The following is a 21,374-nucleotide window of genomic DNA, read 5'->3' on the forward strand; positions in this document are numbered from 1 at the left end:
CATGACGACTTCTTCCCTGCTCGACCCGGACCACCTCGGTGCCGGTGTGCTGGCCGCCGCGGCGGCCGAACTGATCGGGCCGCTGTCCCCGGCGGCCACCCCGCGCGCGCTGAGCCTGCACGCCACGACGTCACCGGGCCAGGCCGAGGCGGTGGTCGACACCACGACCCGGCACCCGCTGGTGCTGTGCACCGTGCTGTCCGATGTGGACGCACAGGGGCTGACGATCCTGCCCGCGCTGAAACCCGGCGGCGGTGCGCCGCAGTCGCTCCCGGTGCTGACGTTCGCACCGCACACGGCGGCGGGCACCGCGCTGGTCGCGGCGCTGCCACCGGCGGGCAAGGGTGACGTCACCACGCCGTTTTCCGTGCTGGCGCGGGGGATCCTCGGCGGTGAGCTCGGGGTCGGGCTGAGCACCGCGCAGCTGATCGCGGCCGTCCGGTTCGACCTCGTCGAGGGGGTGCTGGGGCGGCTGCTCACCGTGCTGCTCGACGAGAAGGGCCGGATCCGGCGCACCGCGCGGCAGATCCGCGCATCGCGGACGCTGGCGGTGGCGAGCGGCAACGCGCTCGACCGGATCGGCGCCGACCTGTCCTGCCCGCGGTTCTCCGACGAGCTGTTCTGGGACGCCGAAGAGCAGACCCCCGCCACCCGGCCACTGCAGCCACCCGGCACGCGCGAGGACGACGAGTCCTACCGCGACCGGCTGCGCGTCCTGCGCGGCGTGCGGCTGCCCAGCACGCCGTGGCTCGACTCGGCGCTGGACGACTTCCTCGCCGACGTCGGGGTGGCGGGCGCGGTGGGCGTCGACGAAGCGGTCGACCCGCAGCTGATCGCCATCCGGCTGGTCGCACCCGGTGCCCCGGCCGCCATCGGGCAGCTGCTCAACGCGCTCCGGCGGGTGCACATGATCTGGCCGGCCGGCAGCACCGAGGGCGACGACGCGCACGCCCACCGCCTGCTGCCACCGGACGTGGCCGCGCGCGTGGACACCCAGCGCGCGGCGCTCGCCACCTGGCAGGTGCAGCCCTTCCAGCCGCTCGCGCCCACCGTGGCCGAGGCACTGACCACTTTGGACCGGCGGTGCGTCCAGCTCGGGGCCCGGCCGTGGCCGCGGGTGCTCAAGGGGCAGGACAACGCCGGCGGGTCCCGGTTCGAGCTCGGCTTCGGCGCGCTGTTCGCGGCGCCGGTCGCCGCCCAGCTCGACGCCGCCGTCACCGCGGCCGGCCAGCTGAAGGACCCGAACCTGGTGCCGCGGCCGAGGTCGGCGGACCCGGCCGGGGCGTGGCTGCTCAAGGCGTGCGGCCTGCGCACGGTCGAGCAGGGCGCCGACGGCACGGTGTTCGTCAGCACCGCGCCGATGGGCCCGCTCGTCGTCGACGTGGAGCCGGACGCGTCGGGTGACGTCCCGCTGACGCTGACCGCGCGGCTGGTTTCGGCCACCGACCCGGACCACGACGTCCCGGTGGTCTCGGTAATCACCGCGCTCGCGGGCGCCCAGCTGACCCCGGTCGCGGATCCCGCCGCGGTGCTGGCGGCCGCGCGGCCGACGAGCACGGTCACCGGCCTGGACGCCGCACTGGACAGCCGGAGCGTCCCGAAGGTGACCGACGTCGCCGCGTTCACCCGGCAGCTGGACACCGTTTCGCCCCGCGACTACGTGCTGTTCGACCTCGGCGCGGCGCGCACTTCCGCGGTCACCGCGAACTCGGCCCTGCTCAGCCCGCTGTTCACCACGGCGACCGCGGCCGGCGCGAGCAGCGTGGTCGCGCTGGCGACCGGCGCCGGGACGCTGGCGCTCCTGTTCGGCGTGACGGGACTGCCGCTGGCGGGCGCCAACCTGGCGGGGGAGCACACGCTGATCCACCGCTGGCAGGTGCGCGGGCTCGGCGACCAGCACGCGACGCTTTCGGCGCGCCGCGGTGCGGTGGTGCGGATCCCGCTGTTCAACGACGGCATCAGCGTCGTGTCGTGCGTGGTGGGCCAGCGTTCGGGCGCGAACGACCCGTACACGTGGCGGCCGTCGCTGCCCGACAGCACGCTGCTTTCCCTGCGCCAGTACGAGCACCTGCTCAACATCGTCGAGCTGGCGACGCCCGTCGGGGTGCGGGCGGACACCTTCGCCATCCGGCGGCGGCACGTGGACGTGGACGGTTCCGGCCGGTCCACCGGCCTGAACATCGCCGCCGCCCGGGCCTACCGGCACTACCGCCTGGCGCCGTCCGCGCGGGCAGGACAAGGAGAGATCTCGTGAGTGACGAACAGCTCGTCTACGGCGTCCCGGCCCCCAAGATCGTCGAAGCCCTGCGCGCCGCGGGCGTCGCGGAGGACGACGTCGTCGCGGTGCTGGGCCGGGCGATCGCCCGCTCGTCCGGCCCCGGCCTGACGGCGACGGTGAGCCCGCCGTTCGTGTTCCAGACGCCGGTCCCGCAGACCGCACCCCAGTGCGAGCTGCACTTCGAGCCGACGTTCACGCACCCGGATTTCATCGACGGCGTGACGGTGGTGCAGGCGGGCGAGACGCCGACGGAGATCGGGTTCAACCACCGGTTCCACGCGATCGAGGACGATCTGGGCGGGATCGCGGAGGCGCTGCGGACGGTCAGCAACTGCATCAAGGAGCTGCGGCTGGAGCTGTTCGGGGTGGTCCAGGAGCTGCAGGTGAAGATCACCGCGATCGACCGGCGGATCGACCCGATCAAGGACAAGACGGAGACCAAGGAGTCGAAGGAGAAGGAGAAGGACAGCAAGGAGGGCAAGGAGTCCAAGGAGAAGGAAGGCAAGGACAACAAGGAGAGCAAGGAGAAGGACAGCAAGGAAGGGAAGGAGAAGGACCGCGGCAAGGACGGACAGAAGGAGTTCGTCGACCTCGCCGGCACCTTCCCGCCTTCGGCCGCCGAGCCGCTCTCGGAGGGCGACGAGCGGACGTTCATCTCCCTGGAGGACCGCCCCGACGTCGGCCGCGACGCACTGTCCGAAGAGGACAGCTGATGCTCCTGATATTGGCGCACGAGAACGATTCGGCCGCCCGTGCACTGGCGGACCGGTGGGGCCGCGAGGCGATGTTGCTGACGGTGGACCAGCTGCACCGGGCCCAGTGGAGCCTTTCGGTGGACCGTTCGGGCCGGGCTCGCGCGTCGGTTTCGCTCGGCACCCCGGTCCGGGTCCGCGGCGTGGTGAACCGGCTCGGGGTGATCACGGGCGCTGACCTGTCCCGGGTCCGCCGCGAGGACCGGCCGTATGCGGCGGCGGAGCTGACGGCGTTCCTGCTGGCCTGGCTCGACGCGTGTCCCGCACCGGTGCTGAACCCACCCAACCCGAGGTGCCTCAACGGCCCGGCGTGGTACCCGGAGGAGTGGGCCGACGCGGCTGCGGCGGTGGGCCTGCGGGTGGCGCCGGTCCACCGCTCGGTCGGCTTGTCACCGGCGGCGCCGGTGGTGGAGGGCGGGGAGGCCCAGCGGGTGCACGTCGTGGGGGACGTTTGCGTGGGGGAGGTGCATCCGTTGGTGGGGCGGCAGTTGCGTGCGCTGGCTTCGCTGGCGGGGACGCCTCTTTTGACGGCGACGGTTTCGGGCTTGGGTGCGCGGGCTGAGGTGCGGGAGATTTCGGCTTGGCCGGATGTGGGGGATCCTACGGTGGCTGACGCTTTGGCGGTGGCTTTGGGCCGGGCTGCGGCTGGTGGGCGGGTGGCGGAGGTCGGGGAGTCGCCTGGCCACGTGCCCGAGGCGCCGGCGGCTGCTCTCGGTGGGTTGGTCGGCCACCCGTCCGCTGCCGCTTTGCGTGGGCTTGTCGGCCGCCTGCCGGGCGGTGGTCCTGGCCGCGATGCGGCCGGTCCCGCCGGCCGCCCGCCGACCGTCGGGTCGGGCGGCGATTCTGGCCGCGAGGCCCGTGCGGCCTCGCGCCGGGCAGGCGGGGCGGCGGAGGTCGCGAATGACTCATTCGGGACCTCTGAGGTCCCCAATGAGTCATTCGCGGCACCGGAGCCGCCGGGATCGGCCGCTCCGACCGGGCCAGCCGAGTCCGCCGCGGCCGTGCGGGGTGGGCCGACTGGTGGCGAGGTGGCCGATCCCGCTACCGCGCCGGATGAGCCGCCCGCCTGCCCACCTACCGCCGCGCAGGGCGGCGATCCTGGCCGTGAGGTCCGTGCGGCTTCCCGGCGGGCAGGCGGGGCGGTGGAGGTCGCGAATGACTCATTCGGGACCTCTGAGGTCCCCAATGAGTCATTCGCGGCACCGCCGCCACCGGGATCGGCCGCTCCGACCGGGCCAGCCGATTCCGCCGCGGCCGTGCGGGGTGGGCCGACCGGTGGGGAGGTGGCCGATCCCGCTGCCGCGCCGGATGAGCCGCCCGCCCACCCACCCACCGCCGTGCCGGGCGGCGGTCCCCGCCGCGACATGGCCGGTGCCGCCGCGTCCAGTGGGACCGGCCCCGAGATGCAAGACTCCGCCCTCAACGACTCCGGCATGCAGGCGGTGGCCGGATGAGCATCCTCCTCTGGGGCCTGATCCGCGACCAGCCCATGTCCGCCGTCCTTACGCACCTCCGCCGGCTCGATGCGCCCGTCCACTTCCTCGACCAGCGGCAAGTCCTCGAGACCACCGTCGAAGTCGACGGCGGTCGCACCAGCCGGACCGTCGTCACCGTCGCCGGCGAAACCTTCGACCTCGGCCGCGTCCACGCCGCCTACCTGCGTCCGCACGACAGCACCCAGCTGCCCGGCCTCCGGGCTCGCGCGCACTCCTCCCCGGAGTGGCGGCACGCCGCCGAGGTCGACCAGGTGCTCAACGCCTGGTCCGATCGCACCGCCGCCTACGTCCTGAACCGGCCGGAGGCCGCCGCCGGGAATGCGTCGAAGCCGTTTCAGCTGCGGGCCATCGCCGGGGCTGGCTTCTTCGTGCCGCCGACGCTCGTCACCAACGATCCGGACCAGGTCGCGGAGTTCATCCGGATGCACGGTGACGTCATCGTCAAGTCGGTCAGCGGGGTGCGCAGCCGGGTGCGGCGGGTGCGGTCCACGGACAAGCTCGCGGACGTCGCCGCCTGCCCGACGCAGTTCCAGCGCCGCGTGCCCGGGACCGACGTACGCGTGCACGTCGTCGGGGTCGAGGTGTTCGCCGCCGAGGTGGACAGCGACGCCGACGACTACCGGTACGCCCGGGCGCTGGGGCACCGCGATCCGGTCCTGACCGCGATCGACCTGCCGCCGGAGGTCTCGGTCCGCTGCCTCGACCTGGCCCGGCGGCTGGGGCTGCCGGTGGCCGGCATCGACCTGCGGCGCACCCCGGACGGAGAGTGGTACTGCTTCGAAGTCAACCCCTCGCCCGGGTTCACCTACTACGAATCGAAAACCGGCCAGCCGATCGCGGCGGCCGTCGCCGGGCTGCTCGCCGCGGCGGCGTTGTGCAAGGAGCGCGCCCGATGACCACAATGGACACCCGGCCGGTCGAAGAGATCCGCTTCGGCGGGGCCCGGGTCTTCGCCACCGACCTCTTCGCCCCCGTGGAAGTCGACCAGGTCCGCGCCGCCGTGGACGCGGCGCCGGCCGAGCTGTGGCACGAAGGCGCGCGGATGCCGGGCGTCGGCAGCATGGCCACCGTCGGCGAGCCGCTCTACCGCAGCCGCGGCAGGCTCGGCCACTACGCCGACCGCGCGCGGGCGGAAAGCCGGGTGCTCTACCGGCACTTCCGCCTCGTGCACGAGCGCGTCGCGGCCTTCTTCGAGCAGCGGTACGCGCTGCCGGTGGTGTACGCCGACGAGCTCGCCGTCCCCGGCTTCCACGTGTTCGGCTTCGACGAGCCGGGCGAGTACGCGGGCGGCGGCTGGCACGTCGACGCCCTCGAGACGCAGGCGCCGTCCCTGATCGCGCGCAGCGCCGACATCACCGCCGTGGTCACCTTCACCGTGCCGTTCGCACTGCCGGACGGCGGCAGCGGCCTCGACCTGGAGGCCGACGTCCCGGGTGCCCCGCCCGGGCGCCGCGGCGGTGGCGAGCCGATCACCGTGCCGTACCGCACCGGCAGGATGGTGTTCGCCGAGTCCGAGCTGTGGCACCGGATTTCCGGGTCCCGCTGCCTGTCGCCGGGCCAGCGCCGGGTGACCTACCAGGGCCACGGCGTCCGCCTCGACGGCCGCTGGATCTTCTACTGGTGAGCTACTCCGCGGCCGCGAGGTCGCCGGGCGGGGTCCACAGCGGCGCGCCACCGGCCCGTTCGGGCCGCAGCCAGCCGTGCCGCTCGGCGGTTTCGCGGGCGATCCGCAGGAACTCCCGGACGGTCTCCGCCTCGTCGCCTTCGCGCCAGGCCACCGCCCACGGGTACACCGGCTGCAGCTCCCGCGGCCGGTGCACCGGGAAGCCGTGGTCGGGGTAGCGGCGGGCGTAGCTGTCGAATTCGAGCAGGAACGCGCTGCCGGGCGCGCGCCCGAGCGCGGCGCGGCAGTGGTCGAAGGTGCCGGGGTTGCCCAGCCAGCGCAGCGTGAGACCGGTGTGCTGCTCGAACGAGCTCAGGTAGTGGCCGTGCACGTTGTACAGCGCCGTGCCGGGGGCGTCCGCGAAGACCTCGAGCGGCCGCTCGTGCAGCGAGACGGACGTCCGGTCCGGGTCGCCGGGCCTGCCGACCAGCCGGAACGGCTCGAGCCGCAGCGGCGTGTGCTGCCAGCCCGCCGGGTGTTCGGCGCGCAAGGCAGCGGTGACGCGCAGGATCGCGACGTCGAGGTGGTCGTCGAGCAGCGCGGCGAGCTGGCGGGCGCTGTCCATCTGGCTCTGGACCACCTCGACACCCGGGTGGACGGCGAGGAAGGCGTCGGTGACGACCCGGCTGGTGTCCAGCTCGAAGATGTGCGCGACCCGCAGGCGGTTCGGCGCGGGCTCGCGCAGCATCTGGCCGGCCGTGGCCAGCAGCTGCCGCGCCAGCTGGAGGAACCGCTCGCCGCGCGGGGTCAGGGTGACGTGGCGGCTGTCGCGCACCAGCAATGGCGCGCCGATCTCGGCCTCGAGCCGGCGGATCTGCTTGGACAGCGCCGGCTGGCTGATGTGGAGCCGGGCGGCGGCCCGGCCGAAGTGCAGTTCGTCGGCGACCGTGACGAAGTACCGCACCAGCCTGAGGTCGAGGTCCATCCGGGCCTTCCCGCGCGTGAAGCAAAGCAGGGCGGCGCCAACGATGCCATCCCGGCTATCGATACGCACGCACCAGGTCTTGGACGATCCGGCCCGGGTGGTGTTGGCTTCTGCCGGAGACGTCGTCCCGAAAACTGGAGGATCCGATGGCCGCCGCGGGTACCCCTGTCGTGTTCATCCACGGTCTGTGGCTCCACGCCACGTCGTGGAACCCCTGGATCGACCACTTCCGGGCCGCCGGGTACGCGCCCGTCGCGCCCGGCTGGCCGAACGAACCCGAAACCGTCGAAGCGGCCAGAGCGAACCCGGACGCCGTCGCGGACGTCAGCATCGACGACGCGACCAGCCACTTCGCGTCCGTCATCGAAGGCCTCGACCGCCCGCCGATCGTCATCGGCCACTCGTTCGGCGGCCTGATCACCGAGAAGCTGCTCGGCCAGGGCATCGGCGCGGCCGGCGTCGCCATCGACCCGGCGCAGATCAAGGGCGTGCTGCCGCTCCCGCTGGCCCAGCTGCGTTCGGCGCTGCCGGCGCTGGGCAACCCGGCCAACCTGCACCGGTCGGTGTCGCTGACGGAGAAGGAGTTCCGGTTCGGCTTCGGCAACGCGCTGAGCGACGAGGAGTCGGCCGAACTGCACCGGCGCTGGACGATCCCGTCGCCGGCCCGGCCGCTGTTCCAGGCCGCGGCCGCGAACTTCGTGCTGCACTCGCAGGCGAAGGTCGACACCCACCGCGCCGACCGCGGCCCGCTCCTGCTGGTCTCCGGCACCGCGGACCACACCGTTCCGGACGTCGTCACCCGCTCGACGCTCAAGCAGTACCGCGACTCCACCGCCGTCACCGAGCTGAAGCAGTTCGAGGGCCGGGGCCACTCGCTCACCATCGACAGCGGCTGGCGGGACGTCGCCGACGCCGTTCTCGCCTGGCTGCGCGAGCACGGGGTCTGAGCCCGTGGAGCTGGATCTCACCGGGCGGGTCGCCGTCGTCACCGGCGCCAGCCGGGGTATCGGCCTCGCGGTCACCGAAACCCTCGTCGCCGAGGGCGTCCACGTCGTCGCCGGTGCCCGCCGTCCCGGGCCCGAGCTGGAAGCGCTCACCCGGGCCGGGAAAGCGCACTCGCTGGCCGTGGACCTCGGCACCGCCGAGGGCCCGGGCCAGCTGGTTGAGCTGGCGCTGACCGAGCTGGGGCGCGTCGACATCCTGGTCAACAACGTCGGCGCCGTCACCCCGCGGCCGAACGGCTTCCTGCTGGTCACCGACGAGGAGTGGACCCGGTCGATCACGCTCAACCTGCTCAGTGCGATCCGCGCCACGCGGGCCGTGCTGCCGACCATGGTGACCGCGGGCCGGGGCAGCATCGTGACGATCGCTTCGATCAACGCGTACCTGCCCGACCCCGGCGTCATCGACTACAGCGCGGCGAAAGCGGCGCTGGTCAACTTCACGAAGTCGGTGTCGAAGGAGTTCGGCCCGCGGGGCGTCCGCGCCAACGCGATCAACCCGGGCCCGGTCGCGACGGACCTCTGGCTCGGCGCGGGCGGCGTGGCCGAGACGGTCGCGGCCGGCTCCGGCGCGACCCCCGGTGCAGTGGCCGACGAGGCCGCCACGCACGCCGTGACCGGCCGGTTCACCCAGCCGGCGGAGGTCGCGAACCTGGCGGCCTTCCTGGCCGCCGACCGGGTGGCGGGCAACATCACCGGCGCGACCTTCACCCTCGATGGCGGCTACACCACCGAAACCCACTAAAATTCCGCCGGACCATCGGGGACGGGGGAGTGGTGACGGACGAATCCGGCGAATGGTTCGGGGTGCGCTGCGTCTTCCGGTGGAAGCACGCCGGCGAAGAACCGTACGAAGAGCGGATCACCCTGTGGCGTGCGGCCGACCTCGACGAGGCATTGGCCCTCGCCGAGGCGGACGCGCACGAGTACGCGGACCGGGCCGGCATCGACTACCTCGGTCTCGCGCAGGGGTACGCGTCCGGCGAGCGGGAGCTGACGCCGGGCAGCGAGGTGTTCTCGCTGCTGCGGGACAGCGCGCTGGCGCCGGACGAGTACCTGGACCGCCACTTCTGCACCGGCGGCGAGCACCAAGACCACAGCTGACCGTCACCGCTCGCCGTACCCCCGCAGGAACAACGCCTCGGCCAGCGCCATGGCGGCGATCTCCTCCGGGGCGACGCTTTCGTTGGGCGCGTGGATGCGTGCCCGCGGTTCCTCGACGCCGATGAGCAGGATCTCGGCGCCGGGGTAGGTGTCGGCGAAGACCGTGCAGAGCGGGATCGAGCCGCCCTGTCCGAGCCGGCTGACCGGACGCCCGTACGCGGCCCGCATCGCGTCGGCCAGCACCCGGTGGGCGCGGCCGTCGGTGGCGGCGTGGAAGGGTTCGCCGGTCGCCTCGACCTCGACGGACAGGCGCACGCCCCACGGCGCCGCGGCGCTCAGGTGCGCGGCCAGCGCTTCGGCCGCTTCAGCCGGCCGGACGCCCGGCGGGATCCGCAGGTTCAGCCGGGCCCTGGCGTGCGGGACGATGGCCGCGGCGGAGCCGACGACCGGCGGGCAGTCGATGCCGAGCACGGTCAGCGACGAGCGCGCCCACAGCGTGTCCGCGACCTCGCCGCTGCCGAGCAGGACGGAGTCGGGGGCGAGCCCCGCGTCCGCGCGGAACCGCGCGGCCGGGTAGGCGGCACCGGGCCAGCGGCCGTCGTTGGGCAGGCCCCGGACGGTGGTGTTCCCGACCGCGTCGCGCAGGGTCGCCAGCACGGACACCAGCGCGGCCAGCGCGTCCGGGGCGGGCCCGCCGAACTCGCCGGAGTGCAGTTCGGACGGCAGCGCGTCGACGGACACGACCACGGTGACCATGCCGCGCAGGCTGACCGTGACGGCGGGCTCCCCGACCGCGGCGTTCCCGGTGTCGCACACCAGGATCGCGTCGGCGCGCAGGAGGTCGGCGTGCTCGGGCACGAACGCCTCCAGCCCGCCCGTGCCCTGTTCCTCGGAGCCTTCGACGACCAGCTTGAGGTCGACCGGCAGCTCGTCGCCGAGCGCGCGCAGGGCCGTCAGGTGCATGAGGATGTTGCCCTTGCAGTCGGCGGCACCGCGCCCGTACCAGCGACCGTCCACTTCGGTCAGTGCGAACGGCGGGGTGCGCCACGCGGCTTCCGCCAGCGGTGGCTGGACGTCGTAGTGCGCGTAGAGCAGCACCGTCGGCGCGTCCGCCCGGCCGCACGGCCGGGTGCCGACCACGGCGTGGCTGCCGTCCGGGGTTTCCGCGAGCCGGGCGTCGGCGAACCCCGTTCGCGCGAACGCGTCGGCCACCCAGACCGCGGCGCGGCGGCATTCTTCGGGCGGGAACTGCCGCGGGTCCGCGACGGACCGGATCGCGACGAGCTCGGCGAGTTCTTCACGCGCTCGCGGCATGAGCGCGGCTATCCGGGCACGCAGGTCCATCGCCGTCACCCGCCCGTCTCGACGGCGAAGGCCAGCCGGTCGGCGTAGTCGCGGTACGCCGCCAGCTGTTCGGGGCAGTACCGCTCGATGGCGGCGAGCTGACCGCGCACCACGGCGCCGGGTGCGACGACGGGGCGCGTGCCGGGCCCGCCGGCGCCGTTGACGAGCGCGCTGTCGCTCGCGGCCCGGGCGAGCGCGGCGGCCGGGTCGGCGCAGACGGCGGCGGCCGCCGACCGCGCCGAGCGGAAGAGCCCGTACCCGGCGACCAGCAAGGCGCCGAGCACGACGGCCACGACGACGTAGACGAGCCGCCGCTGCCCGCGCGTCGAGTATTCGTCCACTGTGGTCATGACGGCTGCACCTCCGGCCGGCGCCATTCAGGCTTCCGCATGCGGTAGAACAGGTACGGCACCAGCAGGCCCAGCCCGAGCGCACCGCCCGCGACGACGCCGAGGTACACCCACGGGTTGCCGGAGCCGAACTGCGACGGCGGGACGAACCCGACGAGCAGCGCGGCCAGCGACGCGCAGAACCCGACCCCGCACAGGCCGAGCAGCATCGGCGCGCGGTACCCGCGCGGGTGGTCGGGGTGCTTGCGGCGCAACCGCACCGCCGCGACGAACATCAGCAGGTACATGATCAGGTACACCTGCGTGGTGATCACCGAGAAGATCCAGTACGCGCTCGAAACGTCCGGGAGGAACGCGTAGCAGAGGGCGATCAGCGTGGTGATCAGGCCTTGGGTGACGAGGATGTTCTGCTGCACGCCCTGCTTGTTGAGCCGCTGCAGGAACGGCGGCAGGTAGCCCTCCTGCCGGGCGATCAGCAGCAGGCCTTTGGAGGGACCGGCCAGCCAGGTCAGCATTCCGCCGAGCGAAGCCAGGACGAGCATGACGCCGATCAGCGGCGTCAGCCAGTGCAGGCCGAAGGCGGCGAAGACCGCGTCGAAGGCCTGCATCACCCCGGCGGTGAGGGAGAGCTGGTCGGCGGGCACGACCCAGCTGATCGCCAGCGCGGGCAGGACGAAGATCAGCAGCACCAGCCCCATCGCCAGGAACATGGCCCGGGGGAACTCCTTGCCCGGCTTGCGCAGCGAAGAGACGTGCACCGCGTTCATCTCCATGCCCGAGTAGGACAGGAAGTTGTTCACGATCAGCACGAGGCTCGCCAGCCCGGCCCACTCGGGCAGCAGGTGCCCGGCCGACATCGGCGCGGCGGACGGGTGGCCCTGGCCGAGGAACACGAGCCCGAGGACCACGAGCAGGACCCCGGGAACGAGCGTGCCGATGACGAGCCCGCCACCGGCGAGCCCGGCCACGCCTTTCGTGCCCCGCGAAGAGATCCAGACCCCGGACCAGTAGGCCACCACGATGACGGCGGCCGTCCACCACCCGTTGCCCGCCAGGTCCGGGTCGACGACGTAGGCCAGCGTGCTCGCGACGTAGCCGAGGAGGCTGGGGTAGTAGAAGATCGTCATCGCGAACTGGCACCAGACGGCCAGGAAGCCGAGTGGTTTGGAGAGGCCGAGCGCCACCCAGTTGTAGACCCCGCCGGACCAGCCCGAAGCGAGCTCGGCGGAGACCAGCGACGTCGGCAGCAGGAAGACGATCGCCGGGACGACGTAGAGGAAGACGGCGGCAAGCCCGTACACGGCCATCGTGGGCGCGGGGCGGAGGCTCGCGACGGAACTGGTGGTCATGAGCGCGAGCGCCACCCAGGAGATCCACGCGGCAGCCGGCCGCCGCACGGGCCCGGTTCCTTCGGTGGGCGGCGCCGTGCCAGGACCGCTCCGCACCGGCGTGCCGGAGCTGCTCATCGAGCCGCTCCCGTTGGCCTGGGAAGGGGTCGGCGCGGTGCGTGGGTGGTGGTCATGGGTGTCGGCCTCCCGGTCTCGCCTGGACGGAGGCCTCATGGTGTGCCGCGAGGCATCGCGCCGGGCCACCCGTCACGGGTGAGACCGGCGCACGCACCGGCCAAGTCGCCGGCGACGGTGCGAGGATCACAGCCGCGGGCCCGGAAGCCCGGACCCGCGGCCACACCCACCGGTCGTCACCACCAAGTGGCCGTGCACCCGCTCTTCGCGGCGGCATTGCCCTCGCACAGCTTGAACTCGACCGAGTCGTTCAGCTCCACCGTCACGTACGCCGCCGTGCCGCGCGGGACGCCCGCCGGTGGGATGTAGCGGACTCCGCTCGCCGTCCGCACGGCCAGTACCGCCGAATAGAACGGGCTGCTCGTGGTGGTCACGATCTTCGCCTTCGCGGCCCAGTTCCCGTCGAAGCGCTGGTACTTCGTCACGTAGGCGTTCGCGCCCGCCCGCGCGGTGGCGATGGTCTTGCTGCCCGTGTAGACCGGGCCGTCGCCGTTGGTGGTCAGGAACGGGCTCGTGGCGACGTTGTTGTTCGGGTGGTTCGCCAGCCACGTACCCGCGGCGGGGTCGGTGTTGAAGTAGTCGTCATTGTTGCAGTCGACGCTGTCGTCTTCGACCGACTTGGGGCAGAGGTCCTGGAGCGGGTAGGTGTTCGGCTTGTCGTCATCGTCGTAGCACATGATGTCGGGGTCGTCCCAGCAGTGGCTGCCGGGCGTGCCGTGCGGTGCGTTCGGGCTGACAGCGCCGAGCGCGTGCAGCAGTTCGTGGCCCGCGGCGTTCCACTCCCAGCACCCGCTCCCGAGCATGGCCCAGGAGGGGCCGGTGGTGAAGGTGCCGTCGAAGGTGTTGCCGCAGTAGGCGCCGGTCTGGGCGAAGACGACGAACTTGCGGTCGGTGCTGTCGTACCCGCGCGCCTTCAGGCTGTCCGCGACCGCGCGGTCGTTGTTGATGTCGACGGGTGAGGGAAGGGCGACGTTCGCGACGTTGACCGAGCAGTCCGCGTTGAGGACGAAACGGACCCGGCGCGCGCCACCGGTCCGGATCGCGGAGGTGTCGACGGCGAAGCTGACCGACTTCGCCATGCTGTCGATCTTCGGCGCCATTTCCGCGTAGCGGTCGGCGTCCGACGTGGAGCGCACGTAAATGGCCTGCACCCGCTTGGTGCCGCTGTCGTCGTAGCGGCAGGCGGCGGCCGCGCCGACCGCGGCGGAGCCGGCCGTGGCGGTGAGCGGGGCGACTGATGCACCGGTCAACCCCAGTACAAGAACCGCGAAGATCTTCAGGAATCGCGACATGGCCTCAGGTCTCCCAGTAGTAGCTGTAGTCGAAAGTGGAGTAGTCACAGTCGAAAGGCGTGCCGCCGGCCCCTTCCTGGCGGCAAACCTCCATGGTCCCGACGATCAGGTGCGGGACGTTGTCCCGTCGCACGCAGGAGTTGCCGGCACCGTCGGCGTCCTGGACCTTGAAGCTCTGCGACGAGTTGTAGACCCGGACGACGACCCGCTTGCCGTCGGCGAGCATGTCGCAGGCGTCGATGGACATGACGTTGCCGGGCTCGTTGACGTAGCCCTGGTAGAACCCCTTGCCGAACACCTTGCTGACCGGGCCGGGCGTGCGCCCGACGACCTGGTAGCTCTTGCTGACGGGGTGCGCGGCCGCTTCGCCGGCCCAGACCACAGTGGGCCCGAGTGCGAGCAACGCGGCGAGTGCCGCTGTCCGAACAGGTTTCATCAGTTTCCCCTATCGGTTGATGATCGGGCTGCCGTAGGTGTATCTCGGACCGAACGGCGGCTCGCCGTCGTTGTTCTCGTCCCAGTTCACCCAGCCGTCGAGGGACCAGGCGCCGGGTTTCGCGGGCATCGCGTAGTAGCAGGCGCGCAGGCCGTTCGCGGCCGCGTTGATGTCGCCGCCGAGCCAGCACACAGCCTCCCGCTGCGTGATCGTGCCGATCTGGAGCTGCGGGTGGAGGCCGAAGCCGTCGAACTTCGCGCCGACCGTGACCGAGCTGTCGTCGTCGGTTCCGGCGTACGGCCACCACTGCACGGCCATCCAGCCCCGGACGGTGTCGTCCGACGCCTCGTACCGCGCGCAGGAGAAGATGCGCGCTTCGACGTTCCGGAAGCCGGTCAGGCGGAACAGCGGCAGATCGCTGGTGTTGCAGTAGGTGGACGAGGTGCTGAAGGTCGTCGTTTCCGTGCCGTCGACCTCGGCGAACGATTCGTTCTTGGGATCGAAGTCGCCGTCGCCGTCACCGTATTTGTAGGCCTTCATGTGCGTGAAGTCGCCGAGCTTCCCGACGCGGTGGTTCATGTCGTCGTTCGTGCTGGCCTCTTCGTAGAGCCAGAACGTCCCGGCGGACTTGTCCTCCCACTTCTGGAACAGGACGGCGTGCCCGTCGTTACCCGAGCCGTCCCACATCATGATGTCGCCGGGCTGCAGGTCGGATTTGGCGATCTCGGTCGAGATGTCGTCGAGGGTGTCGGTCGTGCGGCTCGTCGGCAGCCGCCACGCCATCGAAATGAAGCCCGAGCAGTCCGTCCGGTAGTGCACGCCCTCCACGTCGGTGGCGTCGTCCAGCTGGTTGTACGGAATCTGCCGCTGCCACCAGTCCTGCGCGCGCGAAATGATTTCGGCCCGGCTGATCCGCGTGCCCCGCGGCTCGGCGGCACCCGCCGGCCCGGCGGCGACGAGCATGGTCGTACCCATGGTCACGGCGGCGAGCAAAGCCAGCAGCGACCGTTTCGGTGTGCTTTTCATGCCGCCAGGGTGGCGGCCGGGCGTGGTTGGAACGTGGCTCGAACGTGGGCGTCAGACGTCCAGGTCGACCAGGAACCGCTGGGCCGCGACGTCGCCGCACGGCTGCTCGACGGCCTCGGCGCCGCGCGCGGTGTCGTCGTTGTGGATGCCCACGCACCGGTCGGTGTGCGCCCGCCGGACGCGGTAGCCGTCGCCGAAGCGCTCGATCCGGAAGAGCTGCGCCTCATCGTGGATCCGGCAGTCCTCCTCCGGTTCGAGCATGTCCTTCGCCGGGCTCTCGGTCCGGATCGTCAAGCAGCCCATGCCCTTGTCCACCGGGTGTTCCCACTTGATCTGCGTGAGATCGTCGCCGACGGGCTGGAGGAAGGTGCGCGGCCCGCCGGGTTCGGCGCACGGGAGCTGGGCCGCGATCGCCGACGTGTACCGGCCCGACCGGTCCCGCCCCTCGGTCAGGCACAACTCCGGGGTGCGCGCCGGCCGGATGCGGCTCCACGTCCCGGCGGAAGACATCGCCAGAATGTCCGGCAGTGGCTTCGGCGTCGGTTCGCTCCCCGCGCCGGGCGTGGCCGGATCGCCGGTCAGCGTGAGCACCAGCACGACGACCGCGCTCACCACCAGCACCGTGGCCGCGGCGGCCGCGAGCTTCGCCCGGCCGCCGGCTCGCGGTGCGGCGGGCGGGACTTCGGGAGCCGCGGTGTCGGTGGCTTCGCGGACAAGGCGTTCGTACGTGCCCATCCACTCCGGCAACCGGTCCTCGTCGCCGCACGCGCGCACGTACGCGGCCAGCAGTTCCGGACGCGGCAGCGTCGGCCGCCGGAGGAGATCGGCGACGGTGCTGCGGGCCAGCACGTCCCCGTTGGCCGTAGCCCGTTCCTCCAATTGCCGCAGGGTGAGTCCTGACCGTTCCTTCAACGCGCGCAAGGCTTCGACGAATTCGACCGAGTCGCGCGCGGAAGCGGGATTTCCGCGTTCAGTCTCCACCGAACAGGCTTACCGGACGAAGCCGCGGCGAGGCAACAGAGTCTGTCCGGTCGTCCGGACAACGCCCGGCGCGGCCACGCTGAACAGGCCGGACGCGCCCGGCGCTGTCCGGGACAACCGGCTCCTGTTGCCGTGCTCCCGGGGTCGCAGGAACGCTCGGAACGGCCCCGGTGAACCGGGCGGGGCGGGATTGCGTGCCGGGGGAGGCCGTTGTGGAATTCGGGGTGCTGGGTCCGTTGGAAGTGCGCGACCGGGGCGCGGTCGTGGCGGTCGGCCCGCCGAGGATCCGGGCGGTGTGCGCGATCCTGCTCGTCCGTCCGGGTGATCTCGTGCCGGTGGAACAGTTCGTGGACGAGCTGTGGCCGCACCGGCCGCCGCCGGACGCGCGAGCGCTGGTGCGGGGTTATGTGTCGCGGTTGCGCCGTGCGCTGCGGTCCGGGCCGAGCGGCGCGGACCGGGTGGTGACGCGCAAACCCGGTTATCTGCTGCGGGTCGAGGAGGAGGAGCTGGACCTGCACCGGTTCGACCGGCTCGTCACCGCCGCGCGGACGGCCACGCGGGGCGGCGAACCCGGCCGGGGCGCGGAGTTGTTCCGCTGCGGGCACCGGCTCTGGCGCGGGGAGCCGTTCGCGGACGTGCCGCGGACGGGCGCCGTCGACGCCGCGGCGACCTGGCTGACCGAGTGGCGGCGGGGCACGCTCGAGGAGCGGTTCGAGGCCGCGCTGGTGGCCGGCCGGGACGCCGACGTCCGCACCGAGCTGGCCGAGTTCGTCGCCGCTAACCCGCTACGCGAACGGCCGGCCGGTCAGCTCATGCTGGCGCTGTACCGCTGCGGCCGCCGGGCCGACGCGCTCTCGCACTACCGGCGGATCCACCGCGCGCTGGCCGACGAGCTGGGCGTCGAGCCGGGCGCCGAACTCCGTGAGCTGCACCGGCGCATCCTCGACGGCGACCCGTGCCTGCGCGCGACGGTGACCGCGTCCGCTCGCGCACCCCGGCAGCTCCCGCGCGACACGGGGACGCTCGTCGGCCGCGACGCCGAGCTCGCCGCGCTGCGCGCGACGCTGCAGGCACGAGGTCCGGTGGTCGTCGTCCACGGCGCGCCCGGCGCGGGCAAGTCGGCACTGGCCGTGCGCGCGGCCCGCCGGCTGGCGGCGGCATTCCCCGACGGGCAGCTGTACGTGGACCTCGCCGGCCCCGCACCGCTGCCGGTCGAGGAAGCACTGCACCGCCTGCTCCGTGGCCTGGGCGTCGCGCAGGTCCCGCCCGACCCCGGGGAGGCGGTCGCGCTGTTCCGCACGGTGGCCGCCGACCGACGGCTGCTGGTGCTGCTGGACAACGCCGTCACCGCGGCGCAGGTCCGACCGCTGCTGCCCGGCGGCCCCGGCAGCGCGGTGCTGGTGACGAGCCGAAGCCGGCTGGCCGCCCTCGACGGCGCCACGCAGCAGCCGCTGGGCGGCCTTTCCCCGGACGCGGCCGTCGCGATGCTCGCGGACCTGGTCGCCGGCAACCGCGTCCCGGTGGACCCGCGCGCGGCCCGGTCCGTCGCGGCGCTGTGCGACCACCTGCCACTCGCCCTGCGCGCCGCGGCGGCGAGGCTGAACGCCCGGCCGGGCTGGACCGTGCGGTGCCTGCTCTCCCGGCTCGGCGACGAACGGCACCGGCTGACCGAACTGACCGTGGGCGACCTCGGCCCGCGGGCGAGTTACCGGGCAGGCTACGCCGTGTTGAGCGGCAGCGACGACCCGGCGGACCGGGCCGCGGCGCGGGCGTTGTGCGTGTTCGGGTCGCTGCCGGCGGCCGAGCTCGACCTCGACGATGCCGCGGCGGCCTTGGGGCTTTCCCCCGCCGGCACCGAGCGGGTGGTGGAACGGCTCCTGGACGCGCACTGGGTCGAAGAGAGGACACCGGGCCGGTTCACGGTGCCGGGGCTGGTGCGGTTGTTCGCCCGCGAGCAGGGGCGGGCGGTGCTTCCGCCGGGCGAGCGGCTCCGGGAGCGCGCCGCCCGGCGGCCCGGCCCGGCACCGGACCGCCGGACGGCGTGAACCGCATCCGCCGGACCCGGCCTTCGATCTTCAAATGTGGTCGAATCCGCATTCGACGCGGATCCACGGTTTCCGATCCCGGTGCGGCGTGCGGGAGGCCGCCGACAGCACCGGAGCAGTGCTCGATCCATGGCGATCGGCGGCATCCGGGCGCGCTACGGCGTTGCCCGGCGGCGGGTCCGGTACTCGTCGGAGATCAGGAACCCGGTCTGGATCTCTTGGAACGGGGTACCCGTTGCCATGGCACCGACCCAGGCCGCGAGCCCGTCCGGGTCCGGTGCTCGGCCGAGGAACGATTGGTACAGGCCGGTGATCTCCCGCGTGCAGTATTCGTCGGACATCAGGAACCCGAGGATCACGTTGGCGGTGGGTGTGCCGGCGGCCAGGCGACCCACCCAGTACTGCTTGCCCGCGGGGTCCGACGCCCGAGCGAGCAGCCTGACGTAGAGTGCCTCGACGAAGTTGTCCGGCGGTGTGTTGTTTGTTTTGAATTCGGGGCTGTCCAGGAATCCGACGATCACCGCGTGCCGGGGCGTTCCTGCCCGCAGCTGGTCGACCCAGTGGCGGTGGCCCTGCGGGTCGGGCACCCGGTCGAGGAACTTGGCGTAGAACGACGTGACAAGCGCGGCGTCGTACTCTTCGGATCTCAGGAACCCCGTCACCACGGCCGACGGGGACGTGCCGGTCAGCCGGGCGACGACCCAGTAGTCGAGTCCGCCGGGCTGATCCGGTTCCCGGGAGAGCAAGTTCTCGTAGAGGCCTGTGACCCACCGCACCTCACCGATTACGTCGAAGGTGGGCGACACCGATCGCATGGCGAGGTTGTTGTCGAGCGGCACCAAGCGCCGCACCGGAAGAACGCCGCTCACCGTGTCCGCGTTGCTCGGGTCACCCGGTGCGGAGGCACTGGCGAGCAGCCGCTCGTCGCCTGCGGTGCGGGGTGTCCAGGCGAACGGACCGACCACGGCGTCTCCGTTCGGTGCCAGGGGGGTCGGGACACTCGACCGGGCGGTCGTGGTCGCGATCCAGCCGGTCGGCCAGGCGAGGCCGGCCGCCGGGTCGGCTTGGAACAGTTCGACGCCGACATCGGTAGCGGCCTGCGTGCCCCGGTTCTTCACCCGGACGTACGTGTAGTTCGTCCAGCCGACGGTCGGCTCCTGGTGCGCGGTTCCGCCGTCGGGGGCGCGGCGGTTCCAGATGTCGGGGCAGGCGAAGAGGTTGTCCTGGTACGGCAGGTAGGCCCCGGCTCGCCCGTCGTCGATGTACACGTCGACCGCGGGCGGCGCTCCCGGCTGGGTGACCGGCCTCGGGGCCCCGGCAGGCTGGTACAGCCCCTGACGCTCGAAACTCCAGCGAAGCGCCTTGTGCCAGGCACCGCCGCGGTGCCCTTCGAAGTCGGCCGTACTGACGTCGGCGTCAATCAGGGCGGATACGTATACCCGCGGGTCGTTGGTCGTGACGGTCAGCGCTCCGATCGCTTTGACGATCAGGAAGGCGAGATAACGCGCGGCGAATCGCTTGATCGTGACGTCCGCGTCGTCACCGCCTGCGCTGCGGTAGACCCGGAACAGCGTCGTCGAGAGGATCTGTTCACTGCCGTATTGCCTGTCGTCACGGTTCCCGCCCCAAGCGAAACCCGCGGCCAGGGCACGATCGTGCCGACGGTCCAGCCCGATGTAAGGGAAAGTCGCGAACCGGTCCGGTGCCTGCGAACTCGGATCGTGGAGGATGGCCGCCAGCGCGTCACCGGCGCTGTGGCACCACCCGAAGTTGGGCGAGCCGACGTGGTCCCAGAGGAGCGCGTGCCCGAATTCGTGGAGCACGACCCGCGCGTCGGCGGCGATGCCGACCGAGCAGCCCGCCGTCGCCAGGCCGTTGCGGAACCTTCCCATCCCGGTGCCGGACGGGTTCCCCGCCGCTTGTGCGTTTACCGACGTGCCGAAACCTTGATGGTCGACCGGGACGGGAAAGGCGGTGCCGTCGAAGTAGCTCTTGATGTCGAAGCCCATGCTTTCCAGCAGGCGGTAGGCGCCGTCGTAGTGGTAGTACGCATTGACGGCGGCGAAGTCGTTGGTGACTGCCGAATAGCAGAACGAGAAGGGGTCGGTGGTGGTCGGTGCCGCCACGGCCGGCGCATCGGTGTCGGTGAGCGCCACGTAGGTTCCCCGCAGTGCCTGCACGCCTGATGCCGGTGGGTCGAGACCTGGCAGCGCCACGGTTGCGCGCAGCGGATCGAGCGTCGCGGCCGGGGAACACCCAGTGAGCGCGACCCCGGACGCGCTGACCGGATCCGTGACGAACACGCACCCGGTGGCGGACGCGGCGAGCGCTCGGAGGTACAGCACCGTGCTCGTCCCGGGTTCGACGAAAGCCCGCCAGTGCAGCTCTTCCCATCCCGGTAGGGGCAAGCTGAAGAGCACCTCGTGGACGACGTAGTGGCGCTTGGCCACGATCGTGGGCGGCACGGTCGGCAAGGGCAGCGTCGGCGGTCCGCCGTCGAGGCCCGGTTCCCCGCCGGCGGTGGAGTCCGACCGGTCTTCGGGCACGTACCGGTAGACGAGTAGCCGGGTTCCGTTGATCGAGAGCCGGCCGGCGGTTTCCTCGTCCAGACCCAGCGCGCGGGAGACCGTTTTGCGGTCGCCCCAGTCGGCCGGTGAGTCGCCGGCAGGCAGTACGGCATCGAGATCGTAGTGGAGCACGCTGTCTGAACTTGCTACGCGCAGGGGTTCGCCGTACAACCGGACTTCGAGAGCTGCCTGCCACACCGGCAACCCCAGGAAGGTCTGGGCGTAGGAGACGACCGTCATGTCCAGGGCGGCCTTCTCTTCGCTGAAGGTCAGTCGCGGCCCCTCTTCCGCCGGCTCGGCGAGAGCCGTGCGCTGCAGGTCCGCGATCTCGTCCGGGGTTATGTCGTACAAGTCGGCCACCTGCCGCACGTATTCGTCGGCGAGTTCGCGCGCGGAGGGCGCGCCCAGCCGGGCGGCTCCCGCAGTGAACGGTTCTGCACGGTGCTGGAGAACTCGGACGTGCCCTTCCTCGTCACGTTCGGTGTGGACGTCGGGAGAATCGTCGAATGCCATGGTCAATTCCTCCTTGGCCGAAGGACTGCCTGTGCGTACCTACGTAGTCCACTTGATCAGGGCAAACGTTTCATGATT

At 72.1% G+C, this 21,374-nt stretch carries 18 protein-coding genes; 9 read left to right on the forward strand and 9 right to left on the reverse strand.

Going from position 1 to position 21,374, the window contains the following annotated elements:
* The first annotated feature begins 1 nt into the window (after position 1).
* The 5 genes from SD460_RS22565 to SD460_RS22585 are packed head-to-tail and all read left to right on the forward strand — an operon-like array spanning position 2 to position 6,150.
* Complete coding sequence (locus SD460_RS22565; protein WP_318306689.1) at positions 2-2,254, forward strand: hypothetical protein; 2,253 nt, start codon at positions 2-4, stop codon at positions 2,252-2,254.
* Entirely contained in the window at positions 2,251-2,991 is a 741-nt protein-coding gene (locus SD460_RS22570; RefSeq protein ID WP_290060891.1) for a hypothetical protein, read from the forward strand. Before SD460_RS22565 ends, SD460_RS22570 begins: the two co-directional genes overlap by 4 nt.
* A complete protein-coding gene (locus SD460_RS22575) occupies positions 2,991-4,484 on the forward strand; it encodes a hypothetical protein (RefSeq protein ID WP_318306690.1) in 1,494 nt (497 codons plus the stop codon). The genes SD460_RS22570 and SD460_RS22575 overlap by 1 nt, the downstream gene beginning before the upstream one ends.
* Positions 4,481-5,422, forward strand: a complete 942-nt coding sequence (locus tag SD460_RS22580; RefSeq protein ID WP_318306691.1) for an ATP-grasp domain-containing protein — start codon at positions 4,481-4,483, stop codon at positions 5,420-5,422. The genes SD460_RS22575 and SD460_RS22580 overlap by 4 nt, the downstream gene beginning before the upstream one ends.
* Positions 5,419-6,150 carry a hypothetical protein gene (locus tag SD460_RS22585; RefSeq protein WP_290062432.1) on the forward strand — a complete coding sequence of 244 codons (732 nt, stop codon included), beginning with the start codon at positions 5,419-5,421 and terminating at the stop codon, positions 6,148-6,150. The genes SD460_RS22580 and SD460_RS22585 overlap by 4 nt, the downstream gene beginning before the upstream one ends.
* A 1-nt stretch (position 6,151) precedes the next feature.
* Here SD460_RS22585 and SD460_RS22590 read toward each other — a convergent pair whose 3' ends face one another.
* Positions 6,152-7,114, reverse strand: a complete 963-nt coding sequence (locus SD460_RS22590; protein ID WP_290062431.1) for a LysR family transcriptional regulator — start codon at positions 7,112-7,114, stop codon at positions 6,152-6,154.
* Positions 7,115-7,260: 146 nt separating this feature from the next.
* On the opposite strand from SD460_RS22590, the gene SD460_RS22595 reads away from it, so the two are divergent.
* From SD460_RS22595 to SD460_RS22605, 3 genes are read left to right on the forward strand one after another with little or no spacing between them, the layout of a single operon-like run.
* Positions 7,261-8,061, forward strand: a complete 801-nt coding sequence (locus SD460_RS22595) for an alpha/beta hydrolase (protein ID WP_290062430.1) — start codon at positions 7,261-7,263, stop codon at positions 8,059-8,061.
* Between the two features lie 4 nt (positions 8,062-8,065).
* The gene (locus SD460_RS22600; protein WP_318306692.1) at positions 8,066-8,860 is read left to right on the forward strand and encodes an SDR family NAD(P)-dependent oxidoreductase; all 795 of its coding nucleotides are present in this window, start codon (positions 8,066-8,068) and stop codon (positions 8,858-8,860) included.
* Between the two features lie 32 nt (positions 8,861-8,892).
* Entirely contained in the window at positions 8,893-9,219 is a 327-nt protein-coding gene (locus SD460_RS22605) for a hypothetical protein (protein ID WP_318306693.1), read from the forward strand.
* A 3-nt stretch (positions 9,220-9,222) separates the two neighbouring features.
* Here SD460_RS22605 and SD460_RS22610 read toward each other — a convergent pair whose 3' ends face one another.
* The 7 genes from SD460_RS22610 to SD460_RS22640 all read right to left on the reverse strand — a co-directional run bounded on the left by SD460_RS22610 (position 9,223) and on the right by SD460_RS22640 (position 16,069).
* Entirely contained in the window at positions 9,223-10,563 is a 1,341-nt protein-coding gene (locus tag SD460_RS22610) for a dipeptidase (RefSeq protein ID WP_318306694.1), read from the reverse strand.
* A 5-nt stretch (positions 10,564-10,568) separates the two neighbouring features.
* Positions 10,569-10,913 (reverse strand): hypothetical protein, encoded by a 345-nt coding sequence (locus tag SD460_RS22615; RefSeq protein WP_318306695.1) that lies wholly within the window; start codon positions 10,911-10,913, stop codon positions 10,569-10,571.
* Positions 10,910-12,310, reverse strand: coding sequence for a glutamate/gamma-aminobutyrate antiporter GadC (gene gadC, locus SD460_RS22620; RefSeq protein ID WP_290060997.1), 1,401 nt, complete (start codon positions 12,308-12,310; stop codon positions 10,910-10,912). Before gadC ends, SD460_RS22615 begins: the two co-directional genes overlap by 4 nt.
* Before the next feature lie 302 nt (positions 12,311-12,612).
* Positions 12,613-13,728 (reverse strand): hypothetical protein, encoded by a 1,116-nt coding sequence (locus SD460_RS22625; RefSeq protein ID WP_290060998.1) that lies wholly within the window; start codon positions 13,726-13,728, stop codon positions 12,613-12,615.
* A 4-nt stretch (positions 13,729-13,732) separates the two neighbouring features.
* A complete protein-coding gene (locus tag SD460_RS22630) occupies positions 13,733-14,164 on the reverse strand; it encodes a hypothetical protein (RefSeq protein ID WP_290060999.1) in 432 nt (143 codons plus the stop codon).
* 9 nt (positions 14,165-14,173) lie between these two features.
* Complete coding sequence (locus SD460_RS22635) at positions 14,174-15,190, reverse strand: NlpC/P60 family protein (RefSeq protein ID WP_290061000.1); 1,017 nt, start codon at positions 15,188-15,190, stop codon at positions 14,174-14,176.
* A gap of 51 nt (positions 15,191-15,241) precedes the next feature.
* Positions 15,242-16,069: an RICIN domain-containing protein gene (locus SD460_RS22640; protein ID WP_318306696.1), complete on the reverse strand. Its 828-nt coding sequence runs from the start codon at positions 16,067-16,069 to the stop codon at positions 15,242-15,244.
* Positions 16,070-16,395: 326 nt separating this feature from the next.
* Here SD460_RS22640 and SD460_RS22645 point away from each other — a divergent pair, with 326 nt between their 5' ends.
* Positions 16,396-18,216, forward strand: coding sequence for an AfsR/SARP family transcriptional regulator (locus tag SD460_RS22645; RefSeq protein WP_318306697.1), 1,821 nt, complete (start codon positions 16,396-16,398; stop codon positions 18,214-18,216).
* A gap of 155 nt (positions 18,217-18,371) precedes the next feature.
* Here the strand turns inward: SD460_RS22645 and SD460_RS22650 are convergent, their stop codons facing one another.
* On the reverse strand, positions 18,372-21,296 hold the full coding sequence (locus SD460_RS22650) for a DUF4214 domain-containing protein (protein WP_290061004.1): 2,925 nt from the start codon (positions 21,294-21,296) through the stop codon (positions 18,372-18,374).
* Positions 21,297-21,374: the final 78 nt, after the last annotated feature.

This window comes from Amycolatopsis solani (assembly GCF_033441515.1).
GTDB classification, from domain to species: domain Bacteria; phylum Actinomycetota; class Actinomycetes; order Mycobacteriales; family Pseudonocardiaceae; genus Amycolatopsis; species Amycolatopsis solani.

What these genes read in the sequence shown, in the direction of transcription:
- SD460_RS22585 (WP_290062432.1), top strand. Translation starts at nt 5,419, where the DNA reads ATGACCACAATGGACACCCGGCCGGTCGAAGAGATCCGCTTCGGCGGG.
- SD460_RS22575 (WP_318306690.1), top strand. Translation starts at nt 2,991, where the DNA reads ATGCTCCTGATATTGGCGCACGAGAACGATTCGGCCGCCCGTGCACTG.
- SD460_RS22610 (WP_318306694.1), bottom strand. Translation starts at nt 10,563, where the DNA reads ATGGACCTGCGTGCCCGGATAGCCGCGCTCATGCCGCGAGCGCGTGAA.
- SD460_RS22580 (WP_318306691.1), top strand. Translation starts at nt 4,481, where the DNA reads ATGAGCATCCTCCTCTGGGGCCTGATCCGCGACCAGCCCATGTCCGCC.
- SD460_RS22595 (WP_290062430.1), top strand. Translation starts at nt 7,261, where the DNA reads ATGGCCGCCGCGGGTACCCCTGTCGTGTTCATCCACGGTCTGTGGCTC.
- SD460_RS22625 (WP_290060998.1), bottom strand. Translation starts at nt 13,728, where the DNA reads ATGTCGCGATTCCTGAAGATCTTCGCGGTTCTTGTACTGGGGTTGACC.
- SD460_RS22615 (WP_318306695.1), bottom strand. Translation starts at nt 10,913, where the DNA reads ATGACCACAGTGGACGAATACTCGACGCGCGGGCAGCGGCGGCTCGTC.
- SD460_RS22650 (WP_290061004.1), bottom strand. Translation starts at nt 21,296, where the DNA reads ATGGCATTCGACGATTCTCCCGACGTCCACACCGAACGTGACGAGGAA.
- SD460_RS22590 (WP_290062431.1), bottom strand. Translation starts at nt 7,114, where the DNA reads ATGGACCTCGACCTCAGGCTGGTGCGGTACTTCGTCACGGTCGCCGAC.
- SD460_RS22630 (WP_290060999.1), bottom strand. Translation starts at nt 14,164, where the DNA reads ATGAAACCTGTTCGGACAGCGGCACTCGCCGCGTTGCTCGCACTCGGG.
- SD460_RS22565 (WP_318306689.1), top strand. Translation starts at nt 2, where the DNA reads ATGACGACTTCTTCCCTGCTCGACCCGGACCACCTCGGTGCCGGTGTG.
- SD460_RS22635 (WP_290061000.1), bottom strand. Translation starts at nt 15,190, where the DNA reads ATGAAAAGCACACCGAAACGGTCGCTGCTGGCTTTGCTCGCCGCCGTG.